Genomic DNA, 20,902 nt, shown 5'->3' with positions numbered 1-20,902 from the left:
CTGTGTTTAAGTGGAATGAGGGTTCTCAATCAGCACAGGCTGCAATTCTAGAAAGACCTGCGGTCACAGCTAGTGAGTCGATTGAGAAGCAAACACAAGCGATTATTGATGATGTCATTGCAAACGGTGACAACGCATTACTTGAGTTTGCTAAAAAGTTCGACAAACGTGAACAACCTCGTTTACGTGTGCCGAGCGAAGAAATAGCGCAAAGTGAAGGCTTGCTTGAACCGTCTTTAAAACAAGCCATTGATTTAGCTTATAGCAACATCAAAGCGTTTCACCAACAGCAACAACCGGTGTCTAAAAAGATTGAAACCGCACCGGGCGTGGTGTGTGAATTAAAATTTGAAGCCATCGATGCTATTGGTCTTTATGTACCAGGTGGCAGTGCGCCACTGCCTTCCTCTGTTTTAATGCAAGGCGTATGTGCACAGCTATCAGGCGCCAAAACTGTAGTATTAGCAACGCCAGTAAATGGTAATGAGCGCATCCACCCTGCCATTTTATATGCAGCTAAGCTTTGCGGGATCACCACTATCGTTGAAAGTGGTGGCGCTGGTGTTATCGCCGCCATGGCGTATGGCACCGAGTCGGTTCCTAAAGTAAACAAAGTATTTGGCCCCGGTAACAGTTATGTGACCATGGCAAAACAACTGCTGAGTCAGTCTGTTCCTGGGTTTGCGATTGATATGCCTGCAGGCCCTTCTGAAGTTATGGTCATTGCTGATGAGCGTGCAAACCCAGCTTTTATCGCCGCTGATTTACTCTCTCAGGCAGAGCACGGACGAGACTCTCAAGTTTTACTTGTGTGTAACTCTGAAGAAATCATTGCCCTAACAAAGCAGCAAATTGAGCTTCAGCTTGAAACCTTATCTCGTGCAGATATCGCACGTGAGGCGCTAGAGAACAGTGCCTTGATATTAGTCGATGACATTGCACAGGCGTTTGACGTTTCTGCCAAATATGGTCCTGAACACCTTATTTTACAAATTGACCAAGCCGACCAATATGTCGGGTTAGTTAAAAATGCAGGCTCAGTGTTTGTTGGTGATTATACGCCTGAATCTGCGGGGGACTATGCCTCTGGCACAAATCACGTATTACCAACTTATGGCTACAGTAAAGTCTTCTCAAGTCTTAATTTAATGGACTTCTATAGGACATATACTGTGCAAAGTATTACCCCTTCGGGTTTAGTGAATTTAAGCAAAGCGATTTTGCCGCTTGCTGATGCAGAAGGATTAGACGCACACGCCAATGCCGTTAAAGTGCGTTTGGAGAACTTGTAAATGAGTGATGTGATCACCACGCTGTTACCAAAGAACATCAATGAGCTAAAAGCGTATAGCTCAGCTAAAAGCATGAAACTAACGGGCTCAACTTGGTTAAATGCCAATGAAAGCCCATATGCTAAAACTTTTGACGTAAGTCTAGATAACTTGAATCGTTATCCTGATCCACAACCGCAAGCAGTGATTGAGGCATACGCTGATTATGCAGGTGTAAGCGAAGAAAATGTATTAATGACACGCGGTGCTGACGAAGGAATTGAGCTGTTAGTTAGAACTTTCTGCGAGCCGGGAAAAGATTCAATCAGCATTTTTGCACCAACTTACGGCATGTATAAAGTCACGGCTGATACACACAATGTCGCATTAAATGTATTGAGCCAAGAGCAACTCATTAATGACGATAAAGCCGCAATTAGCGAAGCGTGTGCGCAATCAAAACTGGTCTTTATCTGTAATCCAAATAATCCAACCGGCGCAATTTTACCTGTTGAGAAAATTGCTGAAATTGCGGATGAGTTATCTGGTAAGGCCATTGTTGTAGTAGATGAAGCCTATATTGAATTTTGTGAAGCATATTCTTCTGTGAGTCTGTTACAAGATTTCAAGAATGTGGTTGTTTTGAGAACGCTGTCTAAAGCTTTTGCTTTAGCGGGTTTAAGAACGGGTTTCATGCTTTCTAACAACGAATTATTGAATGTTGTCAGAAAGGTCATCGCACCTTACCCAGTTTCGACTGTGGTTGCTGCGATTGCAGCACAAGCATTAAGTAAAGATGCCATCACTCAAGTAAAACGCCAAGTGCAAATTTTAAACGCAGCGAAAGCTGAGCTTTCAATAGCGCTTAAAAACAATAAACAAGTAATCACTGTTTTAGACAGCTATGCAAACTTTGTCACTATCCGTTTAAAAGACAAAGCAGCCATTGATGTAGCCATGCAATCAGGTTTGATCATGCGCCCATTTGTATTATTCGACCAAGATGATTGGATCAGAATTTCAATCGGCACAGAGCAAGAATTACAACAAGTCACCGACTGGCTGAATGGCCTCTAAGTAGTAAGGAATAAAAATGAGTCAACCGTATCTATTTATCGACCGAGACGGCACCTTAATTGATGAGCCAATCACGGATAAACAAGTCGACAGCCTTGAAAAGTTGGTACTACTGCCAAATGTTATCCCTGCGCTATTACAACTTCAAGCTGCAGGTTATCGTTTAGTCATGGTGTCTAACCAAGATGGCTTAGGCACTGATAGCTTTCCAACCGCAGACTTCGATATCGCACAAGACAAGATGATGGAAATTTTTTCATCACAAGGGATTAAGTTCGATGACGTATTGATCTGCCCACACTTCGATGAAGACAACTGTAATTGTCGAAAACCTAAAACAGGTTTACTTACAGAATTAATGCGTTCAGGAAAAGTCGACCTTGCTAAATCTTATGTCATTGGCGACCGTCAAACTGATTTAGGTCTTGCTGATAACTTGTGTATTCAAGGTATTCTTTACGAAGGTGACTGGCCGCAAATTGTTACTCAATTAACCACTCAGAATCGTGAAGCATCAGTAACTCGAAACACCAAAGAAACACAAATTGATGTTGCAGTTAATCTTGACCGAGGCGTAAGCGGAGAAATTTCTACAGGCTTAGGTTTTTTTGATCACATGTTGGATCAAATAAGAACCCACGCCAATATCTACCTTAATATTAAAGCCTCTGGCGACTTACACATAGACGAGCACCACTTGGTTGAAGACATCGGTATCGCGCTTGGCCAAGTTGTAAAACAAGCTCTTGGTACTAAAACGCAAATTAACCGCTATGGTTTTGCACTGCCAATGGATGAATGCAAAGCTGAATGTCAGATTGATTTATCAGGCCGCGCCTCATTTTCACTTAATGCTGATTTCTCTCGTGAAAAAGTTGGAGATTTAGATGTACAAATGGTTGAGCACTTCTTTAAGTCGTTTTCTGATAATGCAGCTGTGAGTTTGATCTTGTCTGTATCAGAGGGCAATTGTCACCACCAGGTAGAAGGTTTATTTAAAGCTTTTTCAAGAGCATTACGTGTGGCAATACAAAAAGATGCGAGCCAATTAACGGCAAGCTCTAAGGGGTGTTTATGATAGCCATTATAAACACAGGCTGTGCCAATATTAATTCTGTGCGTTTTGCGTTTGACCGCCTAGGCGCTAATCCAGAAATTATTACAGACCCTGAACAATTAGCACAATTTGACAGAGCAATTTTGCCTGGTGTTGGCCACGCATCTGTTGCCATGAAGCGTTTACTTGATAATGGTTGGCAGCAAGCCATCGATGAATATCAAAAGCCATTAATGGGCATATGTTTAGGTATGCAGCTTTTGTGTGAAAAGACTTCTGAAGGTGACGTTAACTGCATGAACAAGATCCCTGGTGCTGTAACTGAGCTTGAAGTAGGAAATTTAACTGCACCGCACATGGGCTGGAATAATTTGGTAATTGAAAAACCTCACGCGCTTACGCAGGGAGTCACTGCCCAAGACCAAGTGTACTTTGTGCATAGCTTTGCACACAGTGTGAATGACTTCACCTTAGCATCTGGCGAATATGGTCAAACCTTTTCTGCCATCGTCTGTAAAGACAACTACGCAGGGATGCAATTTCACCCTGAAAAAAGTGCACAAGTCGGCGCAAAGCTTTTAACAAATTTTTTAAATTGGAATATATAGACAGAGGTTAACATGATAATTCCAGCTTTAGATGTACTACAAAATCAAATTGTTCGCCTCTACCAAGGTAAATACGACACAGCCCAGTTCTATCCATTTGAATTAGATGAACGTCTGCTTGCCTATCAGAATTCAGGCGCAGAAAAATTACATTTAGTAGATTTAGAAGGCGCTCGTGATCCGCAAAAGAAACAGTGGCAACAAATTCAAGCAGCAACAAAAGAATTAAACGTTCCTTACCAAGTCGGTGGCGGCGTACGCAGATATGAAGATGTAAAACAATGGATTGAAGCTGGCGCGGCTCAAGTTGTTATTGGGTCAATGGCCGTAGATCAACAAACGCAAGTTGCAGAGTGGATCAAAGAGTTTGGCCCTGAAAAATTTGTCATTGCACTGGATGTGAACAGAACAGAATCTGGTTGGGCACCTGCAACACACGGTTGGTTAAGCGATGCCGACAAAGACCTATTCACCCTACTCGACTTTTATGTGGAATTAGGAGTTGTTGACTTTTTATGCACGGACATCAGTAAAGACGGCACAATGACTGGCCCCTCTTTTGCCCTATATGAAGAAATCGTTGCACACAATAACAACATAAAAGTACAAGCCTCTGGTGGGGTAAGCTCTTTGGAAGACATTAAACGACTCGCTGAAATTGGTGTAGGCGGTGTCATATTAGGTAAATCTCTTCTTGATGGCGCTTTTACAGTTGAGGAGGCACTTGCATGTTATCAAAACGCATAATTCCTTGCCTTGATGTAAAAAATGGTCAAGTAGTAAAAGGCGTTAAGTTTAAAGGTCACGAAGTTGTCGGTGACATTCTTGAACTCGCTGAGCTTTACAGTAAAGCCGGTGCTGATGAGCTGGTGTTCTATGAAATTTCTGCCAGTGTAGAAAAACGTTTATTAGATGTCACTTGGGTAAAGCAAATCGCCCGTCACATCGACATTCCGTTTTGTGTCGCTGGTGGTATTAAGTCTGTTGCAGATGCAGCAAAAGTGCTTGAAAGTGGAGCTGATAAAATCAGTATCAATAGCCCCGCAATACACAGACCTGAACTCATTAAAGAATTGCACGATGAGTTTGGTAAACAATGTGTTGTCGTCGGTATCGACAGTTTTTATGACGCTCAAACAGATCAATATCTTGTTTATCAGCTCACTGGCGATCCAAATGCGTCTTCAAGAACTCGTTATAAAACACAAGAATGGGTTAAACGTGTGCAAGATTTAGGCGCTGGTGAAATTGTTTTAAACTGCATGAACCAAGACGGTGTGCGTAAAGGCTACGACAATAAGCAATTATCTGAAATTAGAGCAATTTGTGACGTGCCGCTTATCGCATCTGGCGGTGCAGGTACCATGCAGGACTTTGTTGATGTATTTGAGCAAAGCCAAGTAGACGGTGCTCTTGCAGCAAGCGTATTCCACAAAAACGTCATCGACATAAACGAACTTAAACAATACCTAACAAACAATGGGGTCGCAGCGAGATTATGCAACTAACCAAAGAAAACTTATCAAAACTTGATTTTAAAAAGTCCGATATGCTGCCTGCGATTATTCAAGATGCAGCAACCGGCCAAATTCTGATGCAAGGTTTTATGGACCAAGCGGCCATTGAAATGACTTTTGATAAAGGTCTAGTCACCTTTTATTCTCGCTCTAAACAGCGTTTATGGACTAAAGGTGAAACCTCAGAAAACTATTTAGAGCTTGTGTCAGCATACACAGACTGTGACTTTGACTCTATCTTAGTGTTTGCCAGCCCTAAAGGCCCAACCTGCCACTTAGGCACAACAAGTTGCTTTGGTGATGCAAAACCTAACTTAGCTTTTTTAGCTGAGCTTGAGAATGTGATTGTTGAACGTAAAGATGCAGATCCAGCATCAAGTTATACAGCGTCATTGTTTGCAAAAGACTTGAGCCGTAGTTGTCAAAAAGTGGGCGAGGAAGGTGTTGAAGTCGCACTAGCCGCAATGAAAAACGACAAAGAAGAATTGCTTAATGAGTCTGCAGACTTGCTTTATCACCTAACGGTTTTATTGCAACGTAGCGAGTTAAACTTAAAAGATGTGATTGATACACTTGAGCAGCGTCATAAATAATTAACCTGAGCTCTGGTTAATTAATTCATCGAAAAATATAAAGCCCAAGTGATTATAAATAACTTGGGCTTTTTTATTACTTTTAAAAATGAAAATTAGATCTCATTTGGATGTGCTACACCCGTCCAAGCTTTATACAATTTAGCCTGACGTTCAGTCGGTGCTTTAACTGCTTTCACTTTTTTAGGTTTATCAAAGTCAGATGTAAGCTTTACTGTTGTGGTCATGAGTTGATGACGCCTAATAAAGCTCACTGAAACTTCTTGCCCAGGCTCAAACAAAGCCAACGTCTCTTTTAATGATTTACGTACTTGGCGTCCATCTAAAGCTACCAATTTATCACCGGCGGTTAAACCTCCTTGCCAAGCAGAGCTTTCTCTCGCTACATGATTTAAAATAAGTAGCTCGCCATTAGACTTTGCCATCACATCCAAACCAGCAACAGCTTTGCTATTGTCTGGACGTGTATATTCTAAGCCGACAATTGCAAGGAGTGCATCAAAGTCAATACTAAGCGGTGATTGAACATTCTCTTTCCACCACGTTGAATAATCACGACCAGATATTTGCTTTAAAATATTCTGAACATCTTGGCTATTAAAGCTTTTAGGTAATTTAAACTGTTTATATAGCTCTGAATGCACATCTCTGTAACTTACTTTACCTTCACTCTTGTCTAGTAAGTCAATATCAAGTGCTAGTGACACTAATGACCCTTCTGAGTAAATATTGGTACTGAAGTTACGGCCATGATCGCCACCAGCGTTGATCCACTTATCAAAACTGGTTTCAGCAGCTGACTGCACTTCTCTACCCGGTGTTTTTAAGTGACGCGAAATGGTTTTATTCAGATCTTTATAAAACTCTTCACTGGTTGTTATGCCTGCACTCAATAGTAAGTAATTTTCTAAATAACTGGTTGAACCTTCAGACAACCACAACAAATCAGAATAATTAGGTGCAATGTAATCGTATGGCACTAAGCCTGCTGGACGGTAGTTTTTTACATTCCACGTATGGATAAATTCGTGCGCAGCCGTTGCGATAAAGCCGATGTAGTCATCACGTTTAGCAAACGAGTCTCGGTGTCTTTGGATAATGGTCGAATTTAAATGCTCTGTCGCACCACGAGCACCGCTAGTCGCATGTACCATAAATACATAGCGTTCATACGGATAATCATGCCAAATTAAGCTGCCTGTTTTAACAAGCTTTTTAAGGTCGGAAAGCATTAATTCAACATCGTAATTACCCTCGCCCCAAATAACGAGTTCATATTTACGACCATCCACTTCAAATTTATATAAGTCGTTAATACCTGTTTCAATAGGAGAATCTAATAAAATATCGTAGTTGTCCGCTTTAAAACTATGCTTGTCATCAGCGAAATCCATCCCTGAGACTGAACGCCACCCTTTTGGCACATCTAGGTCTACAGCTACTGGCTCTTGCCTAAATGAATCACTGAACATAAAAAAGCCTGATGCATCAATAAATGCGTGGCTATCATCAATATGGCGCGAACGCATACCCAATTGATTCGCATAGACTTGGTAAGAAATATTGACTTCTGTTGGCTCATTTAAATGTACGCGCCATGTATTTTTATCAATCTTTTTCCATTTAAGATCTTCGCCGTTTTCACTTTTTGCATCAAAAAAACGAATACCATTGGCAAGGTCTAAAATTTCATAGCGACCCGTGCGCCAGTCTGGGAGATGCACATCTAAATGTGCTTGAGCTGTTTTCGGAAAAGTTACTTTAACATCACCGAGATGATGCTCAGGTTCATGTATCGATAATTTATATTCCACATCGGAAAATGCAGGAAAAGCTGTAAAAGCAGCAAGAAGAGAGAGTGTAATTTTATTCATACTGGTATTTATAATATTCATAGAAAAGTATAAGAAAAGACTAACAAACTCCTCTTATAAAGTTTAATAAAAGAGATAAACTACATATCATCAGGTTTGTTGTGATATGTAACAAACAAATTGCCTTCAAAAATGAGATAATTGTTGTAAACTTAAAGTGTTAATGAATTTATAGACGGCGAAATTTGTGACCAATAAAGATGCGCTAATAGAAAAAAAACTAAAACAAGCAGTTAAAGCACGAGCTGAGCTCGAGAATGCGCATAAAGATCAAATACAGACTCTGAGTAATTTTGCTGCAAAGCTCGCAGTGAGTAGTAAAGGTCAAGATGTTTCTCTAGATAATCTTTTGGCTAAATTTAGACAAGCGCTTAGTAAAGGCGTCAGCTTTGATGATTTAGCTCCTCTTATTAACACCATTACTCTATCCCTTAAAAATCAAGAATCTGTAAACGCTGAAAATCATCAAAAGCTTTCAAACAGTATTTCTGACGCGGGTAGACAACTACAAAAACTCAAAGGTATCCCAGATGATACTCGCCGCAAACTACGTAGCTTATTAGATCATGAATTGACTGAAGTAAATGTCAGTTATGAATTTTTGCCAGTTTTTGAGAAGCTCATTGGCATTTATCAAAAAGTGTTAGCCGTTAAAACAAGTTCTGACGTAACAGCAAAACCAATAACAGTGCAAAAACCAGAATTGGCCAGTGAATTATTAACCTTAGCCAATGAAATTACATTCGAAGACGATGTATCTAAAGAAGTCATCGATATTAAAACGACACTTTCTCAGTCTGCAGAAGTCGATGTATTACTTGATTGTGCGATTGCTATCATAGAAATAATTGCCAATAGCATTGCCAGAGAGCGTCAATCTGCTCAAGGTTTTTTAGTTTCACTGAATCAAACATTAGAAGAGCTCCATGCATCTATTCTTAGTACGACCAATTCGACTAAGCATATGAGTGCCGAGCTTTCAGGTCTAAATAAAAAAATTGAGACTAAGATTAAACTTTTAAATGAACAAACGCAAAAAGCGACATCCATTTCCGATTTAAAAGCACTGGTTGACGGTGAGTTAAAGCTTTTGAGACAAGACTTAGTCAAACGAGAAGAATTAGAACAAAAAGATAAAGCGGATTTACTCGCCAGTTTTGAGCAAATTAATTCACGTATTAATGTTTTAGAGACTAAAGTTAATACTTATAAGAAAAAGCTCTCAGAACAGCAATTTAAAAGCTTGCTAGACGGCTTAACAAAACTACCTAACCGTGCAGCTTTTGATGATAGATTTAATCAAGAGTTTCACATGTTCGAACAGCATGGTAATGAAACGACATTGGTTGTTATAGATGTCGATTTCTTTAAATCAATCAACGACCAATATGGCCATAGCGCAGGTGATAAAACACTACAAGTAATCGCTAGAGCTTTAAAGAAAGCAATACGTAAATCTGATTTTATTGCCCGTTATGGTGGTGAAGAGTTTGTTCTATTAATGCCAGGTATGCCTTTAACTCATGCCAAAGCGCCATTAGAAAAGATTAGGAATACCATTAAAGCAATTCCATTTAAGTTTAAAGATAAGCAAGTACAAATAACTGTGTCTTTAGGAGCAACGCAATTTAAAAAAGGTGATACACCTTTGGCAGCTTTTGATAGAGCTGATGATGCACTTTACGAAGCAAAAAACAGTGGTAGAGATCGCCTTTGCATTCGTAAATAACAAGGAGAATGCCTATGCAAGTCCAACTAAATCCAACTGGCGTACTTAATTTACTTTCAAAGCTTGAAGTCGACCTTTTACAAGCCTCTTCAAGTACAGAAAGGTATAAACTTTTTAGAAACTGCGTATTAGCAGTGTTAAACGTAGGAAGTCATACTGATTCTAGCAGTGAAATCTACGACAAATACCAAGATTTTGATGTAAAACTCATCGCTAGAGAGCGCGGTATAAAAATTGAGTTAGACAACCCCCCCGAAACTGCCTTTGTAGATGGAAAAATAATCACAGGTATTCACGAGCATATATTTTCTGTAATCCGTGATTTGTTATTTATTTATCAACGCCATGAGCCAACTGATGACGAGCAACAAATTACCCATATGGTCTTTGATATGCTCAGAAATGCCTCTTCGTTACCTGTTAATACAGATCCAAATATGATTGTTTGTTGGGGCGGTCATTCAATCAGTGAAATCGAGTATAAATACACAAAAGAAGTCGGATATGAACTAGGCTTACGCGGGCTAAATATTTGTACCGGCTGTGGACCTGGGGCAATGAAAGGCCCTATGAAAGGCGCAACCATTGGTCATGCAAAACAACGTATTACTAGTAACCGTTATTTAGGCCTAACTGAACCAAGTATTATCGCCGCAGAGCCCCCTAACCCTATCGTTAATGAGCTCGTTATATTACCCGATATCGAAAAACGTTTAGAAGCATTTGTCAGAACAGCCCATGGCATTATCATTTTTCCTGGTGGTGCAGGTACAGCTGAAGAGCTTCTATATTTATTAGGCATACTGTTACACCCTGATAATCAAAAACAATGCCTGCCCGTAATTTTAACAGGTCCTGAGTCATCAGCTGATTATTTCAAAGAAATCTGCCAATTTGTTGAAGATACGCTAGGTGAAGAAGCTTTAAGTAAATTTGAAGTGATTGTTGGCGATCCACAAAAAGTTGCTGTCACTCTCAAGCAAGCTATGCCTAAGGTTAGGGAATATAGAAAATCTCAGGGCGATGCTTATTATTTTAACTGGACGCTAAAAATTGAGCACCAGTTCCAAATGCCATTTGATCCAACTCATGAAAACATGGCTAATTTGAACTTATCCTTAAATCAGAATAAAGAGCTTCTTGCAGCTGATTTGCGCAGAGCATTTTCAGGTATAGTAGCTGGCAATGTTAAGGATGAAGGCATTAGAGAAATCAAAAAGCATGGACCTTACCAGCTTCATGGTGAAACATCGTTAATGGAAAAAATGGACACCCTATTACAAGCATTTGTAGAGCAAGGCCGTATGAAGTTACCTGGCAGTAAATATACGCCTTGTTATGTAGTGAATAAATGAGTAGAACCTTAGTACTAATCGATGCGCTGAACCTGGTTCGGCGCATTTTTGCAATTGAACCAAACCAAGAAGATATTACCGCTGTAAATAATACCGCTCAACGGGTTTCTTCAGCCGTTAATAAGTTATTAAATCTTACTTCAGCAACTCATGCTATAGCTGTGTTCGATGGTGATGGAAGTTGGCGGTATCATTACTACCACAAATATAAAGTCACAAGAAAACCTATGCCTGAAATCTTGTCTAGAAACATGAAGACTATTGAAAAGGCATTTGAACAAACTGGCATACCCGTTTATAGACCAGATCACGATGAGGCTGACGATATCATTGCAACCCTTGCAACTAAGGCAGCTGCTGCAAACGTAAATGTGGTGATAGCTTCAACAGATAAAGGCTTTTTCCCTCACCTTACCCAAAATATAAGAATATACGATTATTTTAAGAAAAACTGGATTGATACAAACCTGATAAGAGATAAATTCAAAGTAGAAAAGCATCAACTTACTGAACTTTGGGCTATGGCAGGTGATAAAACAAACGATGTACCGGGTATAGCTGGAATTGGTTTAAAAACAGCACAAAGACTATTAAACCAATGTGGTGATTTTGAAAATATTTTAGCTTACGAATCCCTTAAACCCGCTGAAAAGCAAAAGATCCACTCTGGTGTAGACGATTTTATTACTAGTAAGAACTTGGTTTCATTAAGAACAGATATACATTTAGGGTTTAATCTACAAGACTTGAGAGTTACCCGTTAATTGTCTAAGAAAGTTTTAACTCTTGAAGACTTTGATATACTGACTTTGACTTAATTCTTGGACTTGTCATGATCAAAAAAGTACTGCAATACATAATTTTAGGCCTTGCTGTTTATGCAAGTATTGTCATGCTAGTGATCAATTTCTATAAAGATGACCCTCAAGCTATGATCTGGCAAGATAGAGAGGCATTCAATAACCGTTTTATTTCAAAACTTGATGAATCTGAACTAATGCCTTTGGAGGAAGTACTTGAAACACTTGGTAGCCCGGACTTGACCTATGTGTCTAAGCAACAAGATGATGTTTTTCAAATAGTTTACTATAGAACACAACTTGTTAAATCTGATGGCATTACAACTCAAGACGAATGTACAGGCCTGTTATTTAAAAATGGTATTTTGCTAGTTTGGGGTGATAATGCAACTCTTGAATATACAAAAATAAGTGGAGAATAGTGCCACCGTGAAAGCATCTCCTACACAATTAAAAAAACTTTTCGAGCATTCACATCAAATTCTAAGGCTTTACTACAACAAAGAAAAATGGCCTATTATTTATCCAAGTATTACGCAACTGGCTGAAAGGTTTGTACAGTGTTACAGTCAGCAACCTGGCGCATTACATGCCCACCTTCACTTTTACGCAAAGCATCAAGGATACACAACTAACCTAGTTGTAAATCAATGCATACTTGTTACTGCAATCTGTTACGCATTAAAGTTTAATAAAGAAATCACAGAATCATTAGTAATCGCTGCTATATCTGACCAAATTTGCACATCAAATGAAACTAATAAGCTTGCTGCAGGGCAACACCTAACAGAACAAGCTCAAAGGTTAGTTCAAAATCGACATGCACTCGCTGTGAAAATGCTGAATAAAGGCAATGTGCCCACTGGACAAGTACAAAGAATTCTCGCGCGTTTGGATAAATATGCTTCAGCCATTACGGGTATTAATGCAATACCCCTCTATGATAATCCCAGCATTATCGTCGCAATCGCTATGCGCATTGCTAAAGCAATTACTCCTAGACCAAAAGTAAAAACGTTTAGCCTTAATCAAGCGATAAAATCACTCTATTTAAGCTGTTATAACGAATTCGCACAGAATGCACTGTGTGAATTAAGTGCACAGCTTTTTGCACACCCTTCAGGGCTGTCAGTGTCTTATAAGAATGAGCAATGTATTGTTTTAGCAAAAAATGGCAATATTCATTACCTTGCGTTAATGGTAGAAAATAAAGCCAGAAGGATCATTAGAACGTCTCAGCCCATCTTTGGTGATTACCGAAGTCAAATTATCAGTGATCCAATTCTACTTTATAAAATTTGGTTTAATGAACAGTTACCAAAAAACGAAGTCAAAGCTTTAGACGACAGTGAAAACCTTGAGTCTATTGCAAAGCTCGGAAACACTAAATACCCTGACTTTAAACAACTAGAAAAAGTAGTTACTAATTTTGAACATATAGAGCAAGCACTTAGAACTGCAGCTAAGCAATATAATCGTCAAGGACAAAAAGCGGGGAGTTTGAGGCATAGTTTAACAATGGTGGGGTTAGATACAGCAGCTTTACTTTGTCAGCGTGTATTACTAGAAACCATGATTGCAAATATTAGTCACCCATTTGCGTCTGATATTATCAATAAATACGCGCATGTTAATAAAATTATCACCTTGTTAATAAGTAAAAAACACAGCGAAAAGTTTGAATTTTACCTCTGCCCTTTCGCCGCTTTTATTTACTTCTTACTTCATCAGCACCCTGAAAAAGTGATGCGTTTTATTCAACTAGATGAAGATGAATTTTCGAGTAAGCCGCTCTCAATTGCACAATTATTTGGGCTAAAGGATTACCAACATGATTCATTAATAGATTATGTGAGCAACTACTTTTCTGAGTCATTTTCACATCGCGCACTGTTAAATACTGAAACAAAGACGAAAAGTCAGTTGAATGACGTCGACAAAGAATTTGTTGCTATTAAGTATTTGGCAATGACAACATTATTCGATATTGATTTAGGAACACCATGGCAAAAGCAAACCACAACGGATGTCCTTAAACACTTCGAGTGGGAAAATATTGATGTGTTCAAAGTCGCTCTGCTAGACCTATCACCACATTGTGTCATTGAGTGATATTTATTCTATAAATATTATAAATGACAAACATAAACACTGGTTATGCCTATTTCTCATTACTTGCTGGCATAAGACTGCATAAATTGTTATAAAACGCGCTTAATTTTTCAAGCGAACACACACCTTCCTTCTTTGTTTACTACACTCTGTATTTAGTGCCCAAGTGGCTAGGTGTGAAAAATATATTGATAAAGGAAACCATAATGGCAAAGCAAACTATTACTGTGATCAAGGGCGATGGTATTGGTCCAAGCATTATTGATTCAGCTATTGAGATCTTAAACGCTGCAGGCTGTGATTTTGATTATGAATTTGTTGATGCAGGTTTAACTGCACTCGAAAAAACAGGTGAGCTTCTACCTAAAGAAACACTAGAAGTAATCGAAAAAAATAAGATCACTTTAAAAGGCCCATTAACTACACCTGTTGGTGAAGGTTTCACTTCAATCAATGTAACACTACGTAAGCAATTTGGCTTATACGCTAACGTTCGCCCGGTAAAATCTTTTGCAGGCACAAAAGCGCGTTACGACGACATTGATATTATTACTATTCGTGAAAACACACAGGGCATGTACTCTGGTCTTGGTCAGGTTGTTTCTGAAGATGGTAATGAAGCAGAAGCAATGTCAAAAATCACACGTGATGGTGCAGAGAAAATTGTTACATTTGCGTATGAGTTAGCACGTCGCGAAGGTCGTAAAAAAGTGACCGCTGTTCACAAAGCGAATATCTTGAAATCAACTTCAGGTTTATTCCTTAAAGTTGCACGTGAAGTCGGTGAGCGTTATCCAGATATCGAATCAGCAGAAATGATTGTTGATGCTACGTGTATGAAACTTGTTATGACACCGGAAGAATTCGATGTAATCGTAACAACTAACTTATTTGGCGACATCTTATCAGACCTATGTGCTGGTTTAGTTGGTGGCCTTGGTATGGCACCTGGTGCAAACATTGGTGAAAATGCTGCTATTTTTGAAGCAGTTCACGGAAGTGCACCTGACATTGCAGGTAAAAACCTTGCAAACCCAACTTCAGTAATCTTAGCGTCAATCCAAATGCTTGAATACTTAGAAATGGGTGAAACAGCTGATCGTATCCGTAATGCAGTAGCTGATGTGATCAAAACAGGTGACAGAACTACACGTGATTTAGGTGGAAGCCATGGTACGACAGATTTCACACAAGCTGTGATCGATCGCCTTTAATAAATAATAAAACTACGATTTATTTTTGTTTATTATATAAAAGAGCTGCATAAGGCAGCTCTTTGTTTATGATTAAAGCTTAAACCTTCGTAACAATAACAAGCCAGACAACAATAGCACAAACATACTACCGCTAGAACTCGACTCTTCACTTTGATTTTCAGTAACGGTCACTGTTTTTGTTTCTGTCTTCGTTTTATTACTCTCTGTATCTGTTAATGTTGCTGTTACATTAAACTGCCCACTCGCAGAATAAGTATGCGACACGCTCTCACCATTTCTCTGATTACCATCACCAAAATCCCAGCTAACACTGTAATTTCCTGTCCCGCCAGACAAAGCTGCTGAGGCAGATAACTGAAATCCGTTCGTCGTCACAGATGTAGTTATTTCAAGTGGAACAGCCAAAGTAATCTGCTTCGATTCAGAAACAGAATTATCATTACCATCTGTCACTGTCACTTTAACCGTGTACGAACCGCTTAGTGAATAACTATGGGATATTTCATCACCATTTAAACTATTTCCATCCCCCATATCCCAGTCAACTTTATAGGGTTCAATTCCCCCATTAAACGAAACCTTACCTGTCAGAACACCATTTGCATGCGCTAAATCAACCTCTGAAACCTCTAAAGGTTTGCTTAAGTTAACTTCAGTTTCGGCACGATTAACTTGGCCATTTTCTTTACGCTGTGTGAATTTAACCGTGTATTTTTGATATTGTTCAAATTGAATAGTTGGGTTAAGAACTTCACTTGATTGACCGTCCGAAAACGCCCAAGTGAAGCTATCGGTCTCAGATAACAAAAAGCCATTTGCAAAAAAGCGCACTTGGTTATCGTTGATGATATAACTGATGTCTGTTTGTCCTTTTATATAAGAAATTTGAACTTCAGCATTATCGAAAGATTCAGAGATATCTAAAAGCTCTATCTTTAAGCCATATTTAGGAACTTGAACACCAGACTCTGGCTGTAACTTGAATGTATAATCTAAACTATCATCAAAAAAGCTTACTGACGAAAGGTCATTGTCTCCTAGTCCTGCTGATTGTGGCGTTAGTCGCATAGCTGCGTCGCGGACTTGTATCATTGAACTAGCAGCATCAGTACCATTAGACTTAAATATAGGTCTCTGATCTGTATCGATAATAAGTAAATCACCAAAACCTTGATGTTCAGAAGTGTTATTATTTTCATAATTTTCATTAGAATACCAAAGCGTTAAGCCAGCAGGGTATTGGGCTTGCTGTAAACCTTTATCTAATCCTTGATGGCTTCTTAGTTGTAGGTAGTAAGCGTGTTCATTGCCTGACTTATATCGGCCTATTTTTCTAAAACCGTTGAATTGGTTACTGTTATTACTTTCAGCGTTGTCAGTTAGTATTATTTCTTGTGATGAGGAAATTGATATGTCGTCAAGCACTATGCCAAAGAAAGAAACTGCTGCATCAGTTTGATAAACAAATGTAATGGTCACTTGTTGATTAGCATATGAAGAGAGATCATAAGTTAAATCAACAAATTCAGCATTTTGTACATTGCTTGCAGCCGAGCTACCATCAAGGTAATGCCTAACGCTTGGGTAATTAGGGTGAGTTGTTTTTGTTACATTACCAGCTAAAGGTTCTGAGTTCACATAAACCTGAAAAATATCGTAGTCAGATTCAATACTAAATTTACTCTTCATTTTTAGTGTTAAAAGATCCGAGTCTGGTAATGACACCTGAAATGACATTTGGTTATTGAGATTATTACCATCGCCCGAATAGTATTGAAATGAGCCAGAGCTTGGTACGATAAAGTCTTCTAGTAAAGGAGGTAAGGTAATTCTAATTTGATTAGTAAATTCGTTAAAAACACTTGCATGCGTTACATTATAACTTTCACTGCCATCTATTGAGGTCAACTCAAGCGACTTTTGATTAACCCAATTTCCTCCAAAACGATTTTGAAGATATTCTAAATTTTTAGGGCTGAACATGACTGGGGCTGAACCTCTGACTTCGCCCATCCAACTACCACTTGACATGACAGACCAATTAGCGACAGGTTCACCTATTTTTATATCTTTTAAGTCGTATTCATCAGGCAGACCTAAATCATGGCCAAATTCATGTACAACCACACCTATCCCAGCATCAATTGGATTAATTGTATAATTATAGGCTTTTATAGATGAACCAGTTACATTCGCGGGCTGATTTGAGCTATTTGTCACAAAGAATCGGTGTGACCAAATCGCATCATCACCGAGAACACCGCCACCTGCTTCTTGGCCAATGCTTGAGTGAAACAATAGAATATGGTCAATGATGCCATCAGGCTCATTGATAACCCCATCGCCATCAAAATCATTCAGATCAGTTTGATCGTACTCAGTAAGATCTACACCTTGAGCAACTAACGCTTCAACAGCTTCTAAGACCAATTCAGCTACATTCTCATCTCGAATGTCTCCACTCTGTCGACCATAATAAGCAGCCTCTTCCTTTACAGTAACCCAACCATAGACGTTGCCAGTTAAGTCAAAATTGTTTCCTGTGACATTTTGATAATATTGTCTGGCACTAGAAAAGTTTTCTTCGTTAGGTCCATTAAAACCATCGACAGAGAAAAGTAAATCACGATAATGTTCGAGTGGATAACTGTTATAGAACATATCGGTATCGCCAGATTCAAGTCTAGGATCACTTGACCTCAAGTCTGGGAAATCTACAAGAATGCCTAAAATCTTTACTTTATGCAGCGTATCGGTGTTGTCACTTTGTACATATTGTTTAAGGCGTTTACGGGTTTGTTTGACTCCTTTAAAAGGTATAGTTAACGATGATAATTTTGGCTTTCCGCTTTGTGAAATATAATTATTTAATAACTGTTTTTTCTCATATTCGCTTAAAGCACGTCCAAGTTTCTTTTCTTGCCAATAAACAACTCTTTCTTCATCCAATCGTAATAAATCAGGCATAGCATCGGCATGTATACTAAATAAAATGCCAAGGTTAATTAGAACAAAATACTTTAAATTCATATATTTCACCGATATCCGTTTATTAGTTCGATACTATCACTACAATGGGTACACGTCTGTACCAAGATAAAATCGCAGTAAAAATACTTTATTCATTCAATTATTAAAAATAGACCACAAGAACAAGCAAATCATCACCAAAAATAAATATATAGAAATTTTATGCAACTTTAGTTTGAATCGTCTTGACTTATGCATATAAAAAACCTTTAATGTTTCTGTTTAAATTTTAATAGTATTTTTATTTCAAGTTATGATTTCTAATTTAATTGTAAATGTCGTGCTCGTACTGGTCTTTTTAATAAGCTCAGCGGGGACGTATTAACTTGATTTACGATGAAACCCCGCACTTGCGGGGTTTTTTTTTGTTTAATTTTACGATTGCACCGAGGAATGAGGATGGTACAAACGCAATTTAACGGCTCAGAGTTAGTCGTGAAAGCTTTAAAAGCTTTAGAAGTAGAATATATATTTGGCTACCCTGGTGGGTCAGTACTGGATCTATATGATGCATTATTTCAACAAAGCGACATTGAGCATGTTTTAGTTAGGCACGAACAAGCTGCAACACATATGGCTGATGGCTATGCCAGGGCAACTGGTGAAGTCGGCGTCGTGCTTGCAACATCAGGACCTGGTGCAACAAACTGTATTACTGGTATTGCCACTGCATACATGGACTCTATTCCAATGGTCGTACTATCAGGGCAAGTACCTTCAAATCTGATCGGTGATGATGCATTCCAAGAAACCGATATCGTTGGTTGTTCAAGACCAATTGTTAAGCATAGCTTCAACTGCAGAAGTGCAGAAGAGATCCCTACGGTTCTGGCCAAAGCTTTTTACCTCGCTAATTCTGGTCGCCCAGGTCCGGTGGTCGTTGAATTACCCAAAGACATTTTAAATCCGCAATTAAAGTTCGAGTTTAAGATGCCTAATCAAATAGAAATGCGCACTTACAACCCTAGTGTTAAAGGTCACGGAAAACAGATAAAGAAAGCCGTTGAAGCCATCTTAAATGCAAAGCGTTTAGTTATCTATTCTGGCGGTGGCGTTGTTTTATCTGATACAGCAAATAAATTGAAAGAGCTGGTAGAGACTCTGAACGCCCCCATCACAAATACCCTCATGGGGTTAGGTGGCATTAGTGGCACTCACCCTAACTTTATTGGCATGCTTGGTATGCATGGCAATGTTGAGGCGAACAAAGCGATGGCCAATGCAGATGTAATTTTAGCACTAGGTGCAAGATTTGATGATCGTGTTACCAATAATGTTAAAAAATTCTGTCCAAATGCGACCATTGTGCATGTAGATGTTGACCCAACTTCTATTTCCAAAACCATCAAAGCACATATTCCAGTAGTTGGATGCCTTGCGACTGTATTTGAGCAATTGTTAAGTGCAATTAACGCCAGCTCAGAACGCATTGACCGAGCTGCACAAGAGGTTTGGTGGGAAGAAATTACAAAGTGGAGAGCACAAAAGTGTCTTGCTTATGAAACCAACCCTGAAGTTTTAAAACCGCAAACTGTCATCGAGAAAGTATACGAGGTTACTAATGGCGATGCCTACGTATGCTCTGATGTTGGCCAGCATCAGATGTTTGCCGCCCAGTACTACCCATTTAAAAACCCGCGCCAATGGATTAACTCAGGAGGCCTTGGCACTATGGGCTTTGGCTTGCCCGCTGCAATGGGGGTCAAAATGGCTTTTCCTGAAAATGAAGTACTGTGTATAACCGGTGATGGTTCTATTCAAATGAATATTCAAGAGCTATCAACATGTTTGCAATATGGTTTAGCAGTGAAAATTATTTCGTTGAACAACCGCTCATTAGGCATGGTGAGACAATGGCAGGACATGCAATATGGTGGTCGCCATTCAAGCTCTTACATGGAATCTTTACCTGATTTTGTTGCGCTGGCAGAAAGTTATGGCCATATCGGCATTAAAGTCGATAGCCCTAATCAACTTGACGAAGCACTTGAAAAGGCATTCTCTATCAATGATAGATTGGTATTTTTAGATATTCGTGTAGACGAAAAAGAGCATGTTTATCCTATGCAAATAAAGCTGGGTGCAGTTGACGATATGTGGTTGAAAAAAGGAGTGAAAGCATAATGCGTAGAATCTTAAGTATCCTTTTAGAAAATGAACCTGGCGCATTATCAAGAATTGTTGGATTATTCTCACAGCGCGCCTATAACATTGACAGCTTAACGGTTGGAACGACTGACGACCAAACCTTGTCGCGTATTACAATCACCACCCATGGTGACGATAGAGTCGTCGAGCAAATAACCAAACAAGTAAATAAACTGGTAGATGTGCTGAAAGTTCAGGACTTAACAGAAGTTCAGCATATTGAAAGAGAGCTGTTACTTGTAAAAGTATATGCCAGAGATGAAACCATGCGTGCCGCCGTAACGCGTATTGCCGATGTGTATCAAGGCGCCATTATCGACATGGGTAAACAAAGCTATACGCTGCAACTGCTTAGTAGCTCTGAGAAAATTGAATCGTTTTTAGATATGCTAAGACATGAGAGCGATATTATAGAATTAGTACGCTCAGGTGCGGTCGGGATAGGTCGCGGTGATAAGGCTTTAAGAGCCTAAATTAACAATAAGAAAAGGGGCTGAGGCCCCTTTTTAGTCAA

General features: G+C 39.1%; 17 protein-coding genes. 15 read left to right on the top strand and 2 right to left on the bottom strand.

What is annotated here, in order from left to right:
• Positions 1 to 2 precede the first annotated feature (2 nt).
• Genes hisD through hisIE form a run of 7 tightly spaced genes read left to right on the top strand, consistent with a single transcriptional unit; the run spans position 3 to position 6,123 of the window.
• The gene (gene hisD / locus ABMY35_RS15315; RefSeq protein WP_349287013.1) at positions 3 to 1,292 is read left to right on the top strand and encodes a histidinol dehydrogenase; all 1,290 of its coding nucleotides are present in this window, start codon (positions 3 to 5) and stop codon (positions 1,290 to 1,292) included.
• The gene (gene hisC, locus ABMY35_RS15310) at positions 1,293 to 2,348 is read left to right on the top strand and encodes a histidinol-phosphate transaminase (RefSeq protein WP_349287012.1); all 1,056 of its coding nucleotides are present in this window, start codon (positions 1,293 to 1,295) and stop codon (positions 2,346 to 2,348) included.
• 16 nt (positions 2,349 to 2,364) lie between these two features.
• Positions 2,365 to 3,426, top strand: coding sequence for a bifunctional histidinol-phosphatase/imidazoleglycerol-phosphate dehydratase HisB (gene hisB / locus ABMY35_RS15305; protein ID WP_349287011.1), 1,062 nt, complete (start codon positions 2,365 to 2,367; stop codon positions 3,424 to 3,426).
• On the top strand, positions 3,423 to 4,013 hold the full coding sequence (gene hisH, locus ABMY35_RS15300; protein WP_349287010.1) for an imidazole glycerol phosphate synthase subunit HisH: 591 nt from the start codon (positions 3,423 to 3,425) through the stop codon (positions 4,011 to 4,013). Before hisB ends, hisH begins: the two co-directional genes overlap by 4 nt.
• Before the next feature lie 12 nt (positions 4,014 to 4,025).
• Entirely contained in the window at positions 4,026 to 4,760 is a 735-nt protein-coding gene (locus tag ABMY35_RS15295; RefSeq protein WP_349287009.1) for a 1-(5-phosphoribosyl)-5-[(5-phosphoribosylamino)methylideneamino] imidazole-4-carboxamide isomerase, read from the top strand.
• The gene (gene hisF / locus ABMY35_RS15290) at positions 4,742 to 5,521 is read left to right on the top strand and encodes an imidazole glycerol phosphate synthase subunit HisF (protein WP_349287008.1); all 780 of its coding nucleotides are present in this window, start codon (positions 4,742 to 4,744) and stop codon (positions 5,519 to 5,521) included. The genes ABMY35_RS15295 and hisF overlap by 19 nt, the downstream gene beginning before the upstream one ends.
• Positions 5,512 to 6,123, top strand: a complete 612-nt coding sequence (gene hisIE, locus ABMY35_RS15285) for a bifunctional phosphoribosyl-AMP cyclohydrolase/phosphoribosyl-ATP diphosphatase HisIE (protein WP_349287007.1) — start codon at positions 5,512 to 5,514, stop codon at positions 6,121 to 6,123. Before hisF ends, hisIE begins: the two co-directional genes overlap by 10 nt.
• 95 nt (positions 6,124 to 6,218) lie before the next feature.
• On the opposite strand, the gene ABMY35_RS15280 is transcribed toward hisIE, so the two are convergent.
• A complete protein-coding gene (locus ABMY35_RS15280; RefSeq protein WP_349287006.1) occupies positions 6,219 to 7,997 on the bottom strand; it encodes a PDZ domain-containing protein in 1,779 nt (592 codons plus the stop codon).
• Positions 7,998 to 8,184: 187 nt separating this feature from the next.
• On the opposite strand from ABMY35_RS15280, the gene ABMY35_RS15275 reads away from it, so the two are divergent.
• From ABMY35_RS15275 to ABMY35_RS15250, 6 genes are all read left to right on the top strand, one after another.
• Positions 8,185 to 9,726: a GGDEF domain-containing protein gene (locus tag ABMY35_RS15275; RefSeq protein WP_349287005.1), complete on the top strand. Its 1,542-nt coding sequence runs from the start codon at positions 8,185 to 8,187 to the stop codon at positions 9,724 to 9,726.
• A 14-nt stretch (positions 9,727 to 9,740) separates the two neighbouring features.
• The gene (ppnN, locus tag ABMY35_RS15270) at positions 9,741 to 11,081 is read left to right on the top strand and encodes a nucleotide 5'-monophosphate nucleosidase PpnN (protein WP_349287004.1); all 1,341 of its coding nucleotides are present in this window, start codon (positions 9,741 to 9,743) and stop codon (positions 11,079 to 11,081) included.
• Complete coding sequence (xni, locus tag ABMY35_RS15265) at positions 11,078 to 11,845, top strand: flap endonuclease Xni (protein ID WP_349287003.1); 768 nt, start codon at positions 11,078 to 11,080, stop codon at positions 11,843 to 11,845. Before ppnN ends, xni begins: the two co-directional genes overlap by 4 nt.
• Positions 11,846 to 11,913: 68 nt before the next feature.
• Positions 11,914 to 12,303, top strand: coding sequence for a DUF3192 domain-containing protein (locus ABMY35_RS15260; RefSeq protein WP_349287002.1), 390 nt, complete (start codon positions 11,914 to 11,916; stop codon positions 12,301 to 12,303).
• 7 nt (positions 12,304 to 12,310) lie between these two features.
• Entirely contained in the window at positions 12,311 to 13,993 is a 1,683-nt protein-coding gene (locus ABMY35_RS15255; protein WP_349287001.1) for a hypothetical protein, read from the top strand.
• Between the two features lie 206 nt (positions 13,994 to 14,199).
• Complete coding sequence (locus ABMY35_RS15250; RefSeq protein ID WP_058032489.1) at positions 14,200 to 15,207, top strand: isocitrate dehydrogenase; 1,008 nt, start codon at positions 14,200 to 14,202, stop codon at positions 15,205 to 15,207.
• A gap of 72 nt (positions 15,208 to 15,279) precedes the next feature.
• Here the strand turns inward: ABMY35_RS15250 and ABMY35_RS15245 are convergent, their stop codons facing one another.
• Positions 15,280 to 18,240, bottom strand: coding sequence for an immune inhibitor A domain-containing protein (locus ABMY35_RS15245; protein ID WP_349287000.1), 2,961 nt, complete (start codon positions 18,238 to 18,240; stop codon positions 15,280 to 15,282).
• Positions 18,241 to 18,639: 399 nt separating this feature from the next.
• Between ABMY35_RS15245 and ABMY35_RS15240 the strand changes: the two genes are divergently transcribed.
• Positions 18,640 to 20,364 carry an acetolactate synthase 3 large subunit gene (locus tag ABMY35_RS15240; RefSeq protein WP_349286999.1) on the top strand — a complete coding sequence of 575 codons (1,725 nt, stop codon included), beginning with the start codon at positions 18,640 to 18,642 and terminating at the stop codon, positions 20,362 to 20,364.
• Positions 20,364 to 20,861, top strand: a complete 498-nt coding sequence (gene ilvN / locus ABMY35_RS15235) for an acetolactate synthase small subunit (protein ID WP_138479431.1) — start codon at positions 20,364 to 20,366, stop codon at positions 20,859 to 20,861. Before ABMY35_RS15240 ends, ilvN begins: the two co-directional genes overlap by 1 nt.
• The last annotated feature ends 41 nt before the right edge of the window (positions 20,862 to 20,902 follow it).

Source organism: Pseudoalteromonas sp. BZB3, from assembly GCF_040104455.1.
Taxonomy (GTDB): Bacteria; Pseudomonadota; Gammaproteobacteria; order Enterobacterales; family Alteromonadaceae; genus Pseudoalteromonas.
This window is presented reverse-complemented; position numbering and strand designations above follow the sequence as displayed.